This is a genomic window from Pseudomonas laurylsulfatiphila, from assembly GCF_002934665.1.
Classification (GTDB): Bacteria; Pseudomonadota; Gammaproteobacteria; order Pseudomonadales; family Pseudomonadaceae; genus Aquipseudomonas; species Aquipseudomonas laurylsulfatiphila.
Genome location: NZ_NIRS01000004.1, coordinates 328,330 through 343,367, shown reverse-complemented (window position 1 = coordinate 343,367; position 15,038 = coordinate 328,330). Strand labels below are relative to the sequence as shown.

The 15,038-nt window shown below is 47.8% G+C and carries 12 protein-coding genes; 1 reads left to right on the top strand and 11 read right to left on the bottom strand.

What is annotated here, in order from left to right:
* Nucleotides 1-21: 21 nt before the first annotated feature.
* The 10 genes from CD175_RS16325 to CD175_RS16285 form a co-directional block, all read right to left on the bottom strand.
* A complete protein-coding gene (locus CD175_RS16325) occupies nt 22-1,242 on the bottom strand; it encodes an MATE family efflux transporter (protein ID WP_104449697.1) in 1,221 nt (406 codons plus the stop codon).
* 1 nt (nt 1,243) lies between these two features.
* Entirely contained in the window at nt 1,244-1,738 is a 495-nt protein-coding gene (locus CD175_RS16320) for an acyltransferase (RefSeq protein ID WP_104449696.1), read from the bottom strand.
* Nucleotides 1,732-2,856 carry an O-antigen ligase family protein gene (locus CD175_RS16315; protein ID WP_104449695.1) on the bottom strand — a complete coding sequence of 375 codons (1,125 nt, stop codon included), beginning with the start codon at nt 2,854-2,856 and terminating at the stop codon, nt 1,732-1,734. Before CD175_RS16315 ends, CD175_RS16320 begins: the two co-directional genes overlap by 7 nt.
* Nucleotides 2,847-3,725: a glycosyltransferase family A protein gene (locus CD175_RS31110; RefSeq protein ID WP_146094586.1), complete on the bottom strand. Its 879-nt coding sequence runs from the start codon at nt 3,723-3,725 to the stop codon at nt 2,847-2,849. Before CD175_RS31110 ends, CD175_RS16315 begins: the two co-directional genes overlap by 10 nt.
* Nucleotides 3,726-3,787: 62 nt before the next feature.
* Entirely contained in the window at nt 3,788-4,822 is a 1,035-nt protein-coding gene (locus tag CD175_RS16310) for an SDR family oxidoreductase (protein WP_104449694.1), read from the bottom strand.
* An 85-nt stretch (nt 4,823-4,907) separates the two neighbouring features.
* Nucleotides 4,908-6,185: a Vi polysaccharide biosynthesis UDP-N-acetylglucosamine C-6 dehydrogenase TviB gene (gene tviB, locus CD175_RS16305; RefSeq protein WP_104449693.1), complete on the bottom strand. Its 1,278-nt coding sequence runs from the start codon at nt 6,183-6,185 to the stop codon at nt 4,908-4,910.
* A gap of 50 nt (nt 6,186-6,235) precedes the next feature.
* Nucleotides 6,236-7,504: a UDP-N-acetyl-D-mannosamine dehydrogenase gene (gene wecC, locus CD175_RS16300; RefSeq protein WP_104449692.1), complete on the bottom strand. Its 1,269-nt coding sequence runs from the start codon at nt 7,502-7,504 to the stop codon at nt 6,236-6,238.
* A gap of 89 nt (nt 7,505-7,593) precedes the next feature.
* Complete coding sequence (gene wecB / locus CD175_RS16295; RefSeq protein WP_104449691.1) at nt 7,594-8,712, bottom strand: non-hydrolyzing UDP-N-acetylglucosamine 2-epimerase; 1,119 nt, start codon at nt 8,710-8,712, stop codon at nt 7,594-7,596.
* 338 nt (nt 8,713-9,050) lie between these two features.
* A complete protein-coding gene (locus tag CD175_RS16290; protein WP_104449690.1) occupies nt 9,051-11,276 on the bottom strand; it encodes a polysaccharide biosynthesis tyrosine autokinase in 2,226 nt (741 codons plus the stop codon).
* A gap of 37 nt (nt 11,277-11,313) precedes the next feature.
* Nucleotides 11,314-11,754: a low molecular weight protein-tyrosine-phosphatase gene (locus CD175_RS16285; protein ID WP_104449689.1), complete on the bottom strand. Its 441-nt coding sequence runs from the start codon at nt 11,752-11,754 to the stop codon at nt 11,314-11,316.
* A gap of 639 nt (nt 11,755-12,393) precedes the next feature.
* On the opposite strand from CD175_RS16285, the gene rfaH reads away from it, so the two are divergent.
* On the top strand, nt 12,394-12,924 hold the full coding sequence (gene rfaH / locus CD175_RS16280; RefSeq protein ID WP_104449963.1) for a transcription/translation regulatory transformer protein RfaH: 531 nt from the start codon (nt 12,394-12,396) through the stop codon (nt 12,922-12,924).
* Nucleotides 12,925-13,404: 480 nt separating this feature from the next.
* Here rfaH and CD175_RS16275 read toward each other — a convergent pair whose 3' ends face one another.
* Nucleotides 13,405-14,799, bottom strand: a complete 1,395-nt coding sequence (locus CD175_RS16275; protein WP_104449688.1) for an undecaprenyl-phosphate glucose phosphotransferase — start codon at nt 14,797-14,799, stop codon at nt 13,405-13,407.
* Nucleotides 14,800-15,038 lie beyond the last annotated feature (239 nt).

The following is a 15,038-nucleotide window of genomic DNA, read 5'->3' as shown; positions in this document are numbered from 1 at the left end:
TAACTCTGCGCATTGTGTTGGTTACTCACTGATGGTGGAGGTTGATGTTTTAGCAGTATGAAAATTTAGCGAGAAGAATAGCCATGAAAAGAAAGCAAGTATGAGCGTCAGCGTGATTTTTGTTACAGTGATGTAAATTGGATTTGTCGTATCTGAAAAGAAACAAAAACCCACCCCAGCAAACAGTAAGAATGTCGTGCCATTAAAAATCGCAGGGTATATTGGCTTCAGTGTGATGAAGTATGGGATGGAAAGTAGTGCGACAAGATAATAAGCACATTGCGCAGCTGTAAATGAAACCGCAAGGTATGGTGAAGTATTGGGCGAGTGCTTGATGAAGCCGATGAGGATTGGCGATGCAATAAATGAAATTACGCAGCAGGCTAGCGCGCAGAGGGGGAATTTCTTCAAATATAATCTATAAGTGGCTTGCCAGTTGGTATTGTCTTTGTATGATTTTGAAATGCGTGGGTAAGCTACCATTAAAAAAGCACCCAATATTACGGAAGCTATCTGGTTGCCAATGTTTGAAGAGATTATGTAGTTTGCCGACAATGCGCTTTCCTTGATCCAGAACCGATCTATATACATCAAGCCAGATCCGCAGAAGTCGATAATTATTAGATACATTCCAAAATAGAATAGTCCCTTTGCATTTTTTATATCGCTGATTCTTGGGGTTCTTATCGAGTATCCCTGCTTGTGTAATGGTATATAGAGCGCGACAGCAAGCGCAGCAGCCCCAATTGCGAGGGCTATGAATGTTGCATTATTCGACAGAAATAGAAATGCAAAAAAAATCCCAAACACCCACTTAAGGGTACCTAGCAGAGTGTCCGTAATCAAAAAAGTGTTGGTTTTTCCAAGAGATCTTAGAAGGGCGCCAAGGATATAGGTGAGTCCCGTTGTTATAATAAATAGTGTTGTTGATGGAGATACTCGCGGATCTAAAAAATTAGCAATCGCTATAGCGAGAATAGCTATAATTGCAGAGACTGCCGCCGAACTGGCATAGAGGGTAAGGTCTTTGTCGGAGTGATCAAAAAATCTGATGGTGGCATTTTTTTGCCATTGAAAAAGGCTTGAGATCGCCCACATTGCAACGGTTATGCTGATCAGGTAGTTATTAAACTCCTCGATCGGAAGAATACGACCAAGCCCAACTAGGGTGATGTACGTCGCTGCAGGCTGAATTGCACGATTGACAAGCGATAAAAGAAGCTCTGACTTCACCGATCCCATTTTAAGATCTCTGTTTAATGGTTTTTGCTGGAGATCCACCTACAACTGTGTATTCAGGCACATCTTTGTTCACGATGCTTCCGGCTGCGACTACGCTACCATTACCTATGTTTACTCCAGGTAAAATAGTCACTCTGGCCCCTATCCAAACATCATTACCAATTGATATAGGGGCAGCGTTATACCCCTGATCTCGAATAGGTGTCGTAGGGTCATTGAAAATATGACCTCTCGTTAGAATTATTGTGTCTCTAGCTATTAAAGAGTTTTCTCCAATTGAGATAGTGTTGTAGCCATATATTGCACAATTTTTTCCAATGTAAACATTTTTTCCGATGCAGACGTTATGGGGGCAAATAATTTCAACTCCGCGCATAATGCGAGCGTTCTCTCCGAAATGTTTTAAAACATGGCGCCAAAATAGCTTTGATATAGGCCAAAGAACTCTCTGAAGTGAAAGATTAAATGAAAGTGTGCCTAAAATTAGTTTCAGCATAAGCTCCGCCGTTCGTCGTATGTTTTTAAGGAAATTGCAATAACTATTCCTAATGCTGATATAAACGCTGGGTTGACAAGTATGTTGCCAAAAAACATTGGGAGTGTTGTTGCTGTTAATATTAACCAGCGCTCTTTCGTTTTTAGATTGAATATTTTATAAATGATGTAGCCGAGGGCAACTAATCCAATGCATCCATTTTCAGCTAGTACTTTTAAGTAGTCGTTGTGAGGGTCTGTATACATGAAGTCGTATGCATAACTTCCGTAGGTCATTGAACCGTAACCAAGTCCGAAAAGAAATGTATACCAAGGTTCTAGGGAAAATGACTTCCATATTGAGCCCCAGTAAACAAAACGCCATGATAGTGAGCCTGAACCGCCAAAATTTTGATCGCTGATTTTCGAATTTATCGCTGTTGGATCAAAGCTAGTTGCTTGATCAAGAATTTTATCAAGAATGCCCGTTGTAAAGATGGCAGCAGCGCAGATTGAACCAATTAAAATACCATATATTAAAGCTTTAGTGCCTTTTAGATAGTGCAGAGCTATTATGATCATTGCTGTAATAAATGCTCCACTGCTTTTTGCAAGGGCGAGCGATACTAGTGTTACTAGTAGACCAAGGATTTTCATCCTGTGGTTTTCTTCGAGGGCAAGAAAATATATTAAAACTGGTAATAGGAAATAGGCAAAGTGGTTGGGGTGTTCGAATATAAATTGGTATCGTTGAATACCACCGATACCTTCAATTAAACTCAGATGGCCTTGCAGGGGTAGGGCAGCCATTAAAGATAGAGTTACAAATCTTATAGCTTGTACTAGTTGATGCTTTGGCGTTTTGAATATAACTATTGTTAATAGGATATATAGTAGTGGTCTTGCAGCTCCCCGTAAGGATAATAAAATTCCTTGTGTTGTGCTTAGTGCTATTAGAGATATTAGTGAGGTTATAATAATTATTGATGCAAGTGCCGCTGTTGGGTGGTTTATTTTCAGCAGCTTAAGTTTGTTTTTTGAGGTTGTTGCAGTGAACGAAAAGAAAGCGGGTACTATTAAATATACACTAGCAGGTATAGCTGATATTGCGAGTACTAGAAGAGCTAAAATCAATGGCATTGTGATTTTTTCCGTGTAACAAGCTCTTTCAGTTTTCTAAATCCATAGTTTTTATAGAAATTTAAAATGTCTTCGTCTTGAACGCGTGGGGCACGAGAAAAAAAATCACCATAGTACCCTGTAAGATATTGAAGCGAGATTTTGTAAGAGCGCTTCAGTAGATAAACGCCTCTTAAGGTGGCATAGATTGGACTGATACCTCGGTAGTAAGTGGCTTTGCCATAGTATTGGTAGTTTGTACGAGCACCAACTTCCCTAGAGGTTACTTTTGCAGTGTTGCATACAACGGACTTCCAGCCATTTACGAATGCTTTGGCCGAACTAAGGGCATCTGCAGAGGGCCCGATTAGATAACCGGACTTCCGAAAACACCCAAATGACCAAAGTCTACACCCACCTCTAACCCAACTTGTAGAGGCGGAATCAACTTTTCCGCTTTCGTCGTAAATGATCCCGCTTGTTATGCCGATAGACGAGTCGGAGCTGAGGAAATCTACTAGCTTTTTATAGTATTCGGACTCTGGAAAGCAATCCGCATCTAATATGCCTATGTGCGTTAGCTCTTCATAGTTATCCTGTTTTTTGGCTTCTTCAAATCCGCAGCTAACAACCTGGGAGTATTTGCTTCCCAAAGCATATTCGTTATTTTGAAATGCTTTGTTGAGAACTATAAGTTTTTTTACGTTGGTGGGAGTAGGGGAGTTTATGAGTTTTTCGATACTGCCGTCGGTGCTGCCATTTTCAACTATAATCCAAGTATCGATATTGATAGACTGGTTTTCTATGGAGTTGAATAGCGCTTCTATGTTACTTATCTCGTCTCTGAGCGGGGTAATGAGCGCGATTTTTATTTCTAAATTTGTATTCATGATATTCTGGTTTTGATTGGTTATTCGAAGGTATGTTGGCGGTATAGATTGACGAGGAATATTTATGCGTTTGTTTTTTTTGCTAAGTTAATGTACCAGGGCATTGCTTTTTCGATGCCTTGGTTGATTGTGTACTTGGGTGCATACCCGAGTTTGCTTGCTGCTTTTTGTATATCGGCCTGAGAGTGGCGTACATCTCCACTTCTAAAATCACTGTAAGTTGGGCTTTTGATGTAGCTAATGCCGTGCGTGTCTAGGCAGTTTTTGATCGTGCTGAATAATTGGTTAAGACTTGTACGATTGTTTAATGCTACGTTGTAAATTTGATCGCGTGCCTCATTTTTAGAGACTGCTGCCAATAAATTAGCTTGAACTGCATTTTCAATGAAACAGAAATCTCGACTTGTTTCGCCGTCACCATTTATAGAGACATTATCACCTGCAATCATCGCTGCGGTCCACTTGGGGATTACAGCTGCGTAGGCACCTTTAGGGTCTTGTCGTTGACCAAAAATATTAAAGTATCTTAGGCCGATGGTGCGGAAGCCATAGGTTTTAGCGAATACCTCTGCATATAATTCGTTAACATACTTTGTCACTGCATACGGCGATAGAGGTTTGCCTATAGTATCCTCTACCTTTGGTAGAGCCGGGTGATCACCATAAGTCGAACTACTAGCGGCATAAGTGAAGCTATCCACCTTTGCATCGCGTGCAGCCACAAGTATATTCAGAAAGCCAGTAATATTTGTGTCGTTGCTGGTTATAGGGTCGTTGATTGATCTAGGGACAGACCCGAGTGCCGCTTGGTGTAATACATAATTAACTCCTTTGCAGGCGATTTCACATGTGTTCGAATCGCGAATGTCGCCATTTATTAGACGGAAACGTGCCCATTGTGTTGTCGATACTAGGGACTTCACTTCGTCTAAGTTACGTTGGTGTCCAGTGGCGAAATTGTCGAGTCCAATGACCACTTGATCGTGTTTGAGCAGCGTTTCAAGTAGATTTGAACCAATGAAACCTGCTGCACCGGTAACAAGCCAAGTCTTAGGGTGTTGCTGGAGTTCGAGAAGTAGTTGTTCGTATGTCGTCATGAATTGGATGCTTTTACTGTCTAAAGTGATATGTGTTAAGTGGCGGTTTATTCTGACCGCCGCTTAAGATAACTTTAAGAGTGATTCATAGACGTAAGTCGGACTCTTCTTTGTTCAGCAAATACTTTAGATCATAGAGGATGTGTTCTGGCTTGCCAAATTTGCGGATGCTGTCAGCGCCCATTGAGCGAAACTCATCATGAGCAACAGCCAAGATGATCCCGTCATAAGTGCTGGTAGATGGTTCGTGTACAGGAGAAATTGAGTACTCTTTTTTTGCCTCCTCATGATTAATCCAAGGATCGAATACGTCAACTGTGATGTTGTATTCCTGTAGCTCTCTTACGATGTCAACTACACGAGTATTTCGTAAGTCTGGACAGTTCTCTTTGAAAGTAAGGCCCATAACCAGTACTCGAGCACCTTCAACATGTATGCGCTGCTTAAGCATGGACTTGATCAACTGCGATACAATGTAGGTGCCCATGCTATCATTCAGGCGTCTGCCTGCTAATATTATCTCTGGGTGGTAACCTATAGCTTCTGCTTTATGCGTAAGGTAATAAGGGTCCACGCCGATGCAGTGTCCTCCAACCAAACCCGGTCGGAATGGAAGAAAGTTCCACTTTGTTCCGGCGGCTTTTAAAACCTCTTCAGTGTCAATGCCCATTTTATTAAAGATTATAGCCAGCTCATTAATCAGCGCGATGTTCAAATCTCGTTGTGTGTTTTCGATAACTTTCGCAGCTTCAGCTACCTTGATACTACTGGCTTTATACGTGCCGGCAGTAATTATTTGATTGTAAAGTTTGTCAATTAGGTCTGCTGCTTCTGGTGTGGAGCCAGATGTAACTTTTTTAATGGTTGTAACTCGGTGTTCTTTGTCGCCTGGGTTAATACGCTCGGGGCTATATCCTGCGTAAAAATCCTCATTGAATTTTAATCCAGAGTATTTTTCCAGAATAGGTACGCACTCTTCTTCTGTAGCGCCTGGATAAACGGTTGATTCGTAGATTACTATGTCGCCTTTTTTTAGAACTCTGCCAATGGTCTCTGAGGCTTTTATAAGTGGCGTCAAGTCAGGGTTTTTATGTTCATCGATTGGAGTTGGTACAGTCACGATGAAGATATTGCACTCGGCCAAACTTTCTGGGTCTGTGCAGTATGTTAAGTAGGTTGCTTCTTTTAATTCGCTGTTACTGACTTCTAATGTCGTGTCGTGACCAGATTTAAGCGCATTAATACGTGGCTTGTTTATATCGAACCCAAGAACCTTTCGATTTTTGCCAAAAGCAACAGCGAGTGGGAGGCCTACATATCCGAGGCCAATAACTGCTAGTTTTATAGAGTCGAATGAAAGCATAAAATGTCCGCTAGAATTACTGAGTTGAATGATGTTTGTGAAGGGGGGGGTTATGCTTTCCAAATCCCCCTTGTGTCAATGGTATGGCGAGTTCTGATTTTACTACTTTCAATTTCTTTGAATTCTTTATGGTCAACGAGTAGTACTATTACGTCTGCCTCTGCGAGAGCGGGTTCTATCATGCTCAGTGACATGCTTTTTTCAAGCTTGGCTGGCAAGAGATCAATGTTAGGCTCAACAGCTAACACAATTCCCGGATGCATTTTTGAGATCTGCTCGCAGATCGCCGTCGCAGGACTTTCTCGTAGATCATCTATGTCCGGCTTGAAGGCTAGTCCGAAGCAGGCAATCGTAACTTCTCGGGCGCTCTTGTCTGGATGGGTTTGCAAAAAATCAGCAACAGCTAACTGTACTTTTTCCAATACCCATTTAGGCTTTCCATCATTTACTTCACGTGCAGTCCGAATCAACTTGGCGTGTTCGGGGGTCTTGCTGACAATAAACCAGGGATCAACGGCAATGCAGTGCCCACCTACTCCAGGACCAGGTTGCAGGATGTTGACCCTTGGGTGCCGGTTGGCCAAGCGGATCAGTTCCCAGACGTTGATATCCAGTTTGTCGCAAATCATCGAGAGTTCGTTGGCGAAGGCAATGTTCACGTCGCGAAAGCTGTTCTCGGTGAGTTTGCACATTTCCGCAGTGCGGGCATTGGTAACGATGCATTCGCCCTGGACGAAGATCTTGTAAAGGCTGATGGCCAACTCCGAGCACTTCGGTGTCATGCCACCGATAACTCGGTCGTTCTGCACCAGCTCGCGCAGCACGTGGCCGGGTAGTACGCGTTCCGGGCAGTGGGCAATGCGGATGTCGGAGTTTTCACCGTGGGTTTGCGGAAAACTCAGGTCTGGACGGGCTTCGGCGAGCCAGGCGGCCATCTGTTCGGTAGCGCCGACCGGGGAGGTTGATTCAAGAATGACCAGGTCGCCTTTCTTCAATACCGGGGCAATGCTTTTACTGGCCGATTCGATGTAGGTCAGGTCCGGTTCATGGTCGCCCTTGAACGGAGTGGGCACGGCGATCAGAAAAGCATCGGCGGGTTCCGGCCGGGTGGTGGCGCGCAGGTAGCCTTCAGTCACAGCCGCATGCACAACCATGTCCAGGTCTGGCTCAACGATATGAATCTCTCCACGGTTGATGATATCAACCGCGTTTTGATTAACGTCGACACCGATCACTTGTTTTTTGCGCGAGGCGAAGACAGCCGCAGTGGGCAAGCCGATATACCCGAGACCAACGACGGAGATGGTTTTGAAAGGCATGGAACGTCCTTGAATAGTGATGTGTTAGATACGTTTTTCAAGCGAGATAACAGCCGTGCAACGCAACGGCTGTTAAGCAAGGGAGGGGGTTAACGAGCGAGTAGCGCCTCGATGATGCGCTGGCAGGCCTTACCGTCGCCGTAGGGGTTATGGGCGTAACTCATGGTGCGGTAGGCAACCGTATCGGTCAGCAAGCGGTTCAACTCACGGGCGATCTCGGCGGTTTCGGTGCCGACCAGTTTCACCGTGCCTGCGGCAACGGCCTCTGGCCGTTCTGTGGTGTCGCGCATCACCAGCACGGGTTTGCCTAGCGACGGCGCTTCCTCCTGGATGCCTCCGGAGTCGGTCAGAATGATGTGCGCACGGCTCATCATGTGGACGAAAGGCAGGTAGTCCAGGGGTTCGATCAGGTAGATGTTGTCAATGCCGGTCAGTAGTCGATTGACCGGCTCGCGCACATTGGGATTGAGGTGCACGGGATAGACGATATCAACCTCTGGATGTTGCTGGGCAACCTCCATCAACGCCTGACAGATGCGCTCGAAGCCATCACCGAAACTTTCCCGGCGATGGCCTGTAACAAGGATCAATTTTCGAGCGGGGTCCAGAAAGGCCGCCGGCGCAGAGGCTTGGGCAAGCAGTTCCTGGTCCCGATCGAGACGTTTGACGACATCCAGCAGGGCATCGATCACTGTGTTGCCCGTGACGACGATAGTGTCTGGATCAACGCCCTCGCGCAGCAGATTGGCTTGTGACGTTTCGGTTGGTGCGAAGTGCAGGTTGGCCAACGCCCCCGTGAGTTTGCGATTGCCTTCTTCCGGCCACGGCGAGTAGAGGTTACCCGTGCGCAAACCGGCTTCCACGTGCGCAACCGGAATCTGCTGGTAGTAGGCCGCGAGGCTGGCCGCAAAGGTGGTGGCGGTATCTCCGTGAACCAACACAATATCGGGTTTGAATTCTGCCAGGACTTTCTTCAGCCCCTGCAGGATGGCGCTGGTGACATCGGTCAGGTCCTGGCCGGGTTTCATGATGTTCAGGTCGAAGTCCGGCTCAATGGCAAACAACCCCAACACTTGATCGAGCATTTCACGGTGTTGGCCGGTGACGCAGACTTTCGCCTCAAAGCGTTCATCTGCCGCCAGTGCCAACGCAAGTGGAGCCATTTTAATGGCCTCAGGACGGGTACCAAAAATGCATAGGGTCTTCATAGGGCGATCCATTGCTATGTTCGAAACTGAAGGGGGAGGGATGTTTGGACTGACTGACAAATGTTGTTTCAGATCGAAGTTGTATAAAACAACGGCGATCCAACTTTTGTTGATCCAGAGAAATATGTCGAATTAACGGATAACCATCGACGTGGGGCAGCACGAATTTGATTTTTGCCACGCTACCGCCCCAGGATTAATTGCCAGTCCCTGAGAGCGTCATTGTTTATTAATATGTCTGCATCTTTTTTCAGTTGCAGATAGCAAGGTGGAGTTGATATGGCTACCGCCATGCACTTCTGCTCGACGGTAGCGGGGTTTAGATAACAGTTAGTTAACTAAGCTTTCTCTGATTTATATTCGTAGTTGTAATAACCATAATCGGCATAGCCATATTTGGCCGAGGCGCGTTTTTCAACACCATTGAAAATGGCGCCTTTCAAATCGATGCCATTTTGAGCAAAGCGACGCATGGTCAATTCAATTTCACGAACCGGGTTAAGCGCAAAGCGCGTCACAATCAAGCTGGTGCCCGATTGGCGGCCGACAATCGCCGCATCCGTCACCGCCAGCAACGGTGGAGTATCCAGAATTACCAGGTCGTACTGGGCGCTGACTTCGTCCAGAAAGGCACTGAAGTTCGCGTGCATTAGCAGTTCTGAAGGGTTGGGCGGTATTTGTCCGCGGCCGATAACGTCAAGGTGCTCGAATTCAGTTTTATTGATCGCGGTTGCCAGGTCGCAGCGCTTGACCAGTAAATCTGAAAGCCCGTTTTCAGCGGGGGTTCCGAATACTTTATGCAAATACCCTTTGCGCATATCCACGTCGATCAGCAATACACGCTGGCCGGTCTGAGCGATGACTGCGGCGAGGTTGGCGGAAACAAAGGTTTTACCTACCTTGGGGCTTGGGCCGGAGATCATCAGCCGATTATTGCTGGCTTCGAGCATGGCGAAGTGCAGACTGGTGCGCAGGCTGCGCAATCCTTCTATGGCCAGGTCGGTGGGGTGACTGCTGGCCAGTATGGGGGCGACATTGTTACTGCGGCCTCGGCCAGTTCGGAGGGTTTTGCTTTCTTCACTTTTTTGCAGTGTGCTGAAAGGGATGGATGCATACACCGGCAACCCCAGTTGTTCAATTTGATCCGGATTTTCCACCCCACGATTAAGGGCTTTGCGAAAAAGCACCAATGCAGCAGCCAGAATAGCCCCGAACAGGGTGGCAATAAGTACGATAAGGGCCTTCTTGGGTTTAACGGGCTTAAGCAGATCCACGTCGGCGGTATCGATCAAGCGCACGTTGCCCACGGTGCCGGCACGCATTACATCCAGTTCCTGGGATTTATTCAGGAGCTGGGTATAAATTTCGGTGCTGACTTTTACATCGCGGGTGAGGCTAAGCAGTTCTTGCTGTGTTGAAGGCAGGCCCTCGACTTTTTTGGCCAAGCCATTCTGCTTGGCTGTCAGCTCGCCTAATTGGCTGAGCAAGGCCCGATAGGCGGGATGCTGACGGGTAAACTTGCGATCCATTTCCGCTTGCTGCAATTTCAGTTCGGAGATGCTGGTATCAAGCGCCACGATCTGATCGAGAATGGCTTTGGCTTCCAGGCTGATATCGATGGATTTACTGCGAATTTGATACTTGTTCAGGGCGTTTTCGGCTTTTTCCAGGTCTTTACGGACCTGAGGCAGTTGGTCGTTTAAAAACTCCAGGCTTTGAGCAGCTTCGGCCGACGTTCGCTCAACATTTTGCCTTACATAGAGCTTGGCGATTTCATTGAGGATTTGAATGGCTTCGGCCGGTTTCTCGCTCTCAAGAGCCAATCCGATCATGCCGGATTCTTTACCGCGCTCTGATACATCAAGTACCTTTTGGTACTTCAAAATACTGGTCAGCCGCTGGTCGCGCACAATGCTGAACGTTGTACCGGGATTCGCCTGCAACACTTCGACCTGCAGTTTGATGCCGTCTTGGTCGTAGGCTTGGCCCACTTGACCTTCGAGCAGGACATTGTCGTCTTCATCCAGCAAAGTGAAGTGGCCACTCTCACCGCTGACGAAAGTTAGTTCCTGACCTAGAAGCTCTTGTGGAAGCTCAAGCTGAAATATTTTCAGGGCTTCACCACCCCAGGCAAAACTGTTCATGCCAAGCCATGGCGTCGCGACCGAATTAACCGTGTCTGGTTTGAACCGACGAGCAATAAAGTCGCCGATCACCGGAAAACGATTTGGCTCGACAGTGATATCGAGCGATAGGTTGTCGACAACCTTGCCGATGATCGCGCGTGATTTGATTAATTCAATTTCTGTGGCTGAAGGTGACTCTTTACCCAACATGCTGTTGATATCGGAGAAGCCGAGCATGTCATTTTTTTTGGCCTCCACCTGGATCAAGGCAGTTGCCTGGTAAACAGGATTGGCCAAAACCGCATAGGCCGTTCCAACGACCATGGAGGCAGCAGTGATCCCGGCAATCAACCATTTATGATCGACCAGTGTCCCGAGTAGGCCCATCAAGTCGATTTCATCATCGTCCTGTGAGGTTAATGCTGGAGTTTGCTGCATAAGTGGGTTCTTTTTTAACAGGTATTCGAGGAGTGGTTTAGCGTGCGAGACGCCGTGCCCAGGCGGTTACTGCTTCTTCAATCAACGCGTATGCATGCACAAAAGCAGGTTTGCCTTGACGGTAGGGGTCGCTGATTTCGCGGTTGTTCTGCCACTTGCCCAGCAAGAAGACCTTTCCTCGCGCTGCAGGCGCGAGCTTGAGAACACGGTCTATGTGCGATTGCTCCATCACTAGGATCAGATCCGATTCGCTGATGGCGGCAGGGGTCAGTTGATTGGCTTTGTGCTCATTTGGCAGATGGCCATGCTCTTCCAGTACGACCCGGGCGGTGGACTCGATAGGGTGGTCTTGTAGCGCGCCAAGACCCGCGGAGCTGACTTCTATGTCGGACCGGCCCAGTGCATTTCGCAACAAATGTTCTGCAGTAGGGCTTCGGCAAATGTTGCCAATGCAAACGATTAGAATCTTGTTAAACAAGGCAACCTCCCTGGAAATTCCACACTTGTGGTGATGGTGCAATTGGAAAGACTGAAATTCTGTTTTTCTTCAATGGCACTTTTGTGACGGCTTGCAGCTATTGCGTGTGTGCCTCTTTCCGTGAGGAGTTACCGTACTGGATGAAACTATTCGCTGCTAAGACTCTGGTCTGCTGGAATCTGGACTTGGAGCGTGCTTTACGGTTGCTACGCTAAAAATCATAACTGGCAACCCACGGCAACATCAACCATTAAATGCCACGCACTAATGAATGCCATGCAGTAAAAAAAATATCCAGATATAAAGCCCGATATTAAATAACACGTTAAATAACATTTCTTGGTGTTATCGGACGAATTATAACTTTTTCGACTTTTTTGTATTGTTCAGTGTTTGGCTATGTTAAATACCGTGAGGTGTAGTTTGATGGTAAGCGTAGGCGATCGCCTTGGGTAAAGCGTTCCCTGGCATTCGTTTATTGCCAATAAGTTTCGCGTTGTTTTAAGGGCCAGGTTTTCATGATCGTCCAACTCCGTTTTTCAGGTGCGCTTCCAGCCTTGGGAGAAGTCCGTCGCAAGGTCGGGGGTAAATCCATGGAGCTACTTGACCGCATTGGCGCAGAAGGGGCTGATTGTGTCCATCCATAGTGCTTCGGCTGTTCAAGCGACCTTGCCTGAGAGTCTCACCGCTAGTGCATGGTATTTGGTTCAGTGCAAGGCGAGCCAGGACGAGCGTGCAGAGATCAATCTGATTAACCAGGGATATACCTGTTTTCGCCCTACACACCAGCGCGAGCGTGATTTACAGGGGCGCATGAGGACTGTGCGCGAATCGCTGTTTCCAGGTTATCTGTTTATCCAGCTCGGCTCAGGTGAGAGCTGGGCGCCTTTGCGTTCTACACGCGGTGTATTGCGAATTGTCAGTTTTGGCGGCAAGCCGCTGCCCGTAGGTGATGACTTGATCGCCCGACTTTATGAGCATGATAGCGGAGCCCCTGTGGAGGCTCGGTTTGCCTGTGGCGAGCGGGTACGTATCAATGAAGGGCCTTTTGTCGATGTGGAAGCGATCTTCCTGGCGATGGAGGGAGAGCAGCGTGTGTTGCTCCTGATGACGCTGCTGCAGCGTGAGCAAAGAATCAGCATCCCCCTGGTTAATATCAGTAAGCATTGACACGGCGCGTTGGTCCCGGCCCGCCAATCAACGAGCAGATACCATTCTGGCAACAAAATTAGTTGCTCCCGTCTTCGCTCCCCCCTCAGTAGGCATTAAGCTTTTTTCGCAGCGCCGGGAAGGTAGCGGTCCCAGTCAGGACCGCATCTTTATGGCGTAGCTGGCGTTCCGGCTCGCGAACAGATTTATGCCGTCACGTGATTGCCCGATATCCACTTTTTTGCGGTCAACTACCGCCGTTGCGCTTGCCTGATGATAAGTTCGGGCATGCCGATATTGCCCTGCATTTGCTCAGCAGGCTGTACGGTATCGAGCGGAGATTTAAAAGAAGTTGGCGATGAACATCGCCAGGAAAGTCGACAGCAGAACAACCTGTCGCTGCAGTTGCAGGCGTGGCTGGTGAAACATCCAGCCACGAGTGACGAGGCTAACGCGGTGCGCAAATGGCTTGCTTCTCCTGGTTAGCCTGCAGGTGCACCCTCAATAAATGTCTTTCGACAGCAAGGTGAACGGCGTCTTCACCAGGATTTTCACATCCAGCCACAACGACCAGTTATTGATGTACTTAAGGTCGATCTCGACGCGTTTCTGCATCTTGTCGATGGTGTCGGTCTCGCCGCGGCAACCGTTGATTTGAGCCAACCCGGTGATCCCCGGTTTGATTCGGTGGCGCGCCATGTAGGCGAGAATCTTGCCGGAGTAGTAGTCATTGTGCGCAACGGCATGGGGGCGTGGCCCGACCAGCGCCATATGACCTTGCAAGACATTGAACAACTGCGGCAACTCATCGATGGAAGTGCGACGGATAAAGCGCCCGACCGGGGTAATCCGCGAGTCGTTACGACTGGCTTGCTTGACCTCATGATCGTCGTGCACGCGCATCGAGCGAAACTTCCAGACCTTGATAACCTTCCCGTTCCAGCCGTGGCGGTCCTGTTTGAAAAATACCGGACCCTGGGATGTGAGTTTGACGGCCAGGCCAATGATCAGCAGTAACGGGCTTAGAGCGACAATGGCCATCAGAGCCACGCTTTTATCGAACAGGCTTTTACTCAGCGCGGCAGTGGGTTGGCTGCTCAGCGGGCATTCAATCAAATGGATTGCCGGCATGCCATCCACATCACTGACCGAGTGATTGAGCAGCGTCAGGCTATTCAAGTCCGGGACCCAGACAACATCGACGTTGGCATCCAGCAAGTCGACATACATTTCTTCGATTTGTGCCGCTTCGCTCAGCGGTAGCGTGATGTACAGGCGTCGGATGTCATGAGTCTTGATCAGTTCGAGCAGTTCCTCTTGCGGGCCTACGACCGGTGGCGCACCTGCCTCCAGCAAAGGAGTGGTGTCGGAACTTACCAGGCCTACCAATGGGAAGTGATGGAGGGTACGAAGCTTATTAGCCAGCCCCAGCGCCAGCTCGCCAGTACCCACAATCAGCGTTCTGCGTTCAATTTGAAGTGCCCGTTGGTAGTACTTCGAAAAACCATGCAGCGGGACGTACAACAGCGCCTGCCCGATGTAGCTGCAGATAGCCCATACCAGAATGATTTGACGAGAAAACAGTTCGTTGGCCTTGCAGAGGAAGGCGACAATAGCCAGCGCTGCCAGTGTCATTGACCAACCCATGAGAAGTCTTACCAGACCCTCCAGGTAATTGTCCTTCTTTGCATAAACGCCGCACCAGGAATAAGCTGGAACCGATGCTAGTACAGTAAGAGTTGCACAGACTCGATAATAGAACTCAACCGTCCCCGTCTTGTAATAAACCAATACCAATAATAGGGCAACAACAAAGCCTAGGCCAAGCGCCCACTGTCCCCAGAAGGTCAATCCTTTGAGGGTGGTATTTCGATTGATACGAAGATTGTTAACCATACGATATCCCCAAAATACGTCCATTCGCGTTTCGACAGACAAGAGCCAAAATCAATTCAGTAAGAGTTATTGTTCATATTAGATGGCGTTGCATTGACGAACGAAGCGCCAAAAGGGCGGCGCCGTCATCAATGGATAGATTAATTTATTAGCGCGAGCACTGTCTGACGACTTTTAACGGGGGGGTTGTATATCTTGTTGATATGTCTGGGCGAGAGGCGCGTTAGAAATAGTCTGGA

Bases quoted from the DNA above. Each gene is read 5' to 3' on its own strand.
- wecC (WP_104449692.1), bottom strand. From the start codon at position 7,504: ATGCCTTTCAAAACCATCTCCGTCGTTGGTCTCGGGTATATCGGCTTG.
- wecB (WP_104449691.1), bottom strand. From the start codon at position 8,712: ATGAAGACCCTATGCATTTTTGGTACCCGTCCTGAGGCCATTAAAATG.
- CD175_RS16315 (WP_104449695.1), bottom strand. From the start codon at position 2,856: ATGCCATTGATTTTAGCTCTTCTAGTACTCGCAATATCAGCTATACCT.
- CD175_RS16275 (WP_104449688.1), bottom strand. From the start codon at position 14,799: ATGGTTAACAATCTTCGTATCAATCGAAATACCACCCTCAAAGGATTG.
- CD175_RS31110 (WP_146094586.1), bottom strand. From the start codon at position 3,725: ATGAATACAAATTTAGAAATAAAAATCGCGCTCATTACCCCGCTCAGA.
- CD175_RS16325 (WP_104449697.1), bottom strand. From the start codon at position 1,242: ATGGGATCGGTGAAGTCAGAGCTTCTTTTATCGCTTGTCAATCGTGCA.
- CD175_RS16310 (WP_104449694.1), bottom strand. From the start codon at position 4,822: ATGACGACATACGAACAACTACTTCTCGAACTCCAGCAACACCCTAAG.
- CD175_RS16290 (WP_104449690.1), bottom strand. From the start codon at position 11,276: ATGCAGCAAACTCCAGCATTAACCTCACAGGACGATGATGAAATCGAC.
- tviB (WP_104449693.1), bottom strand. From the start codon at position 6,185: ATGCTTTCATTCGACTCTATAAAACTAGCAGTTATTGGCCTCGGATAT.
- CD175_RS16320 (WP_104449696.1), bottom strand. From the start codon at position 1,738: ATGCTGAAACTAATTTTAGGCACACTTTCATTTAATCTTTCACTTCAG.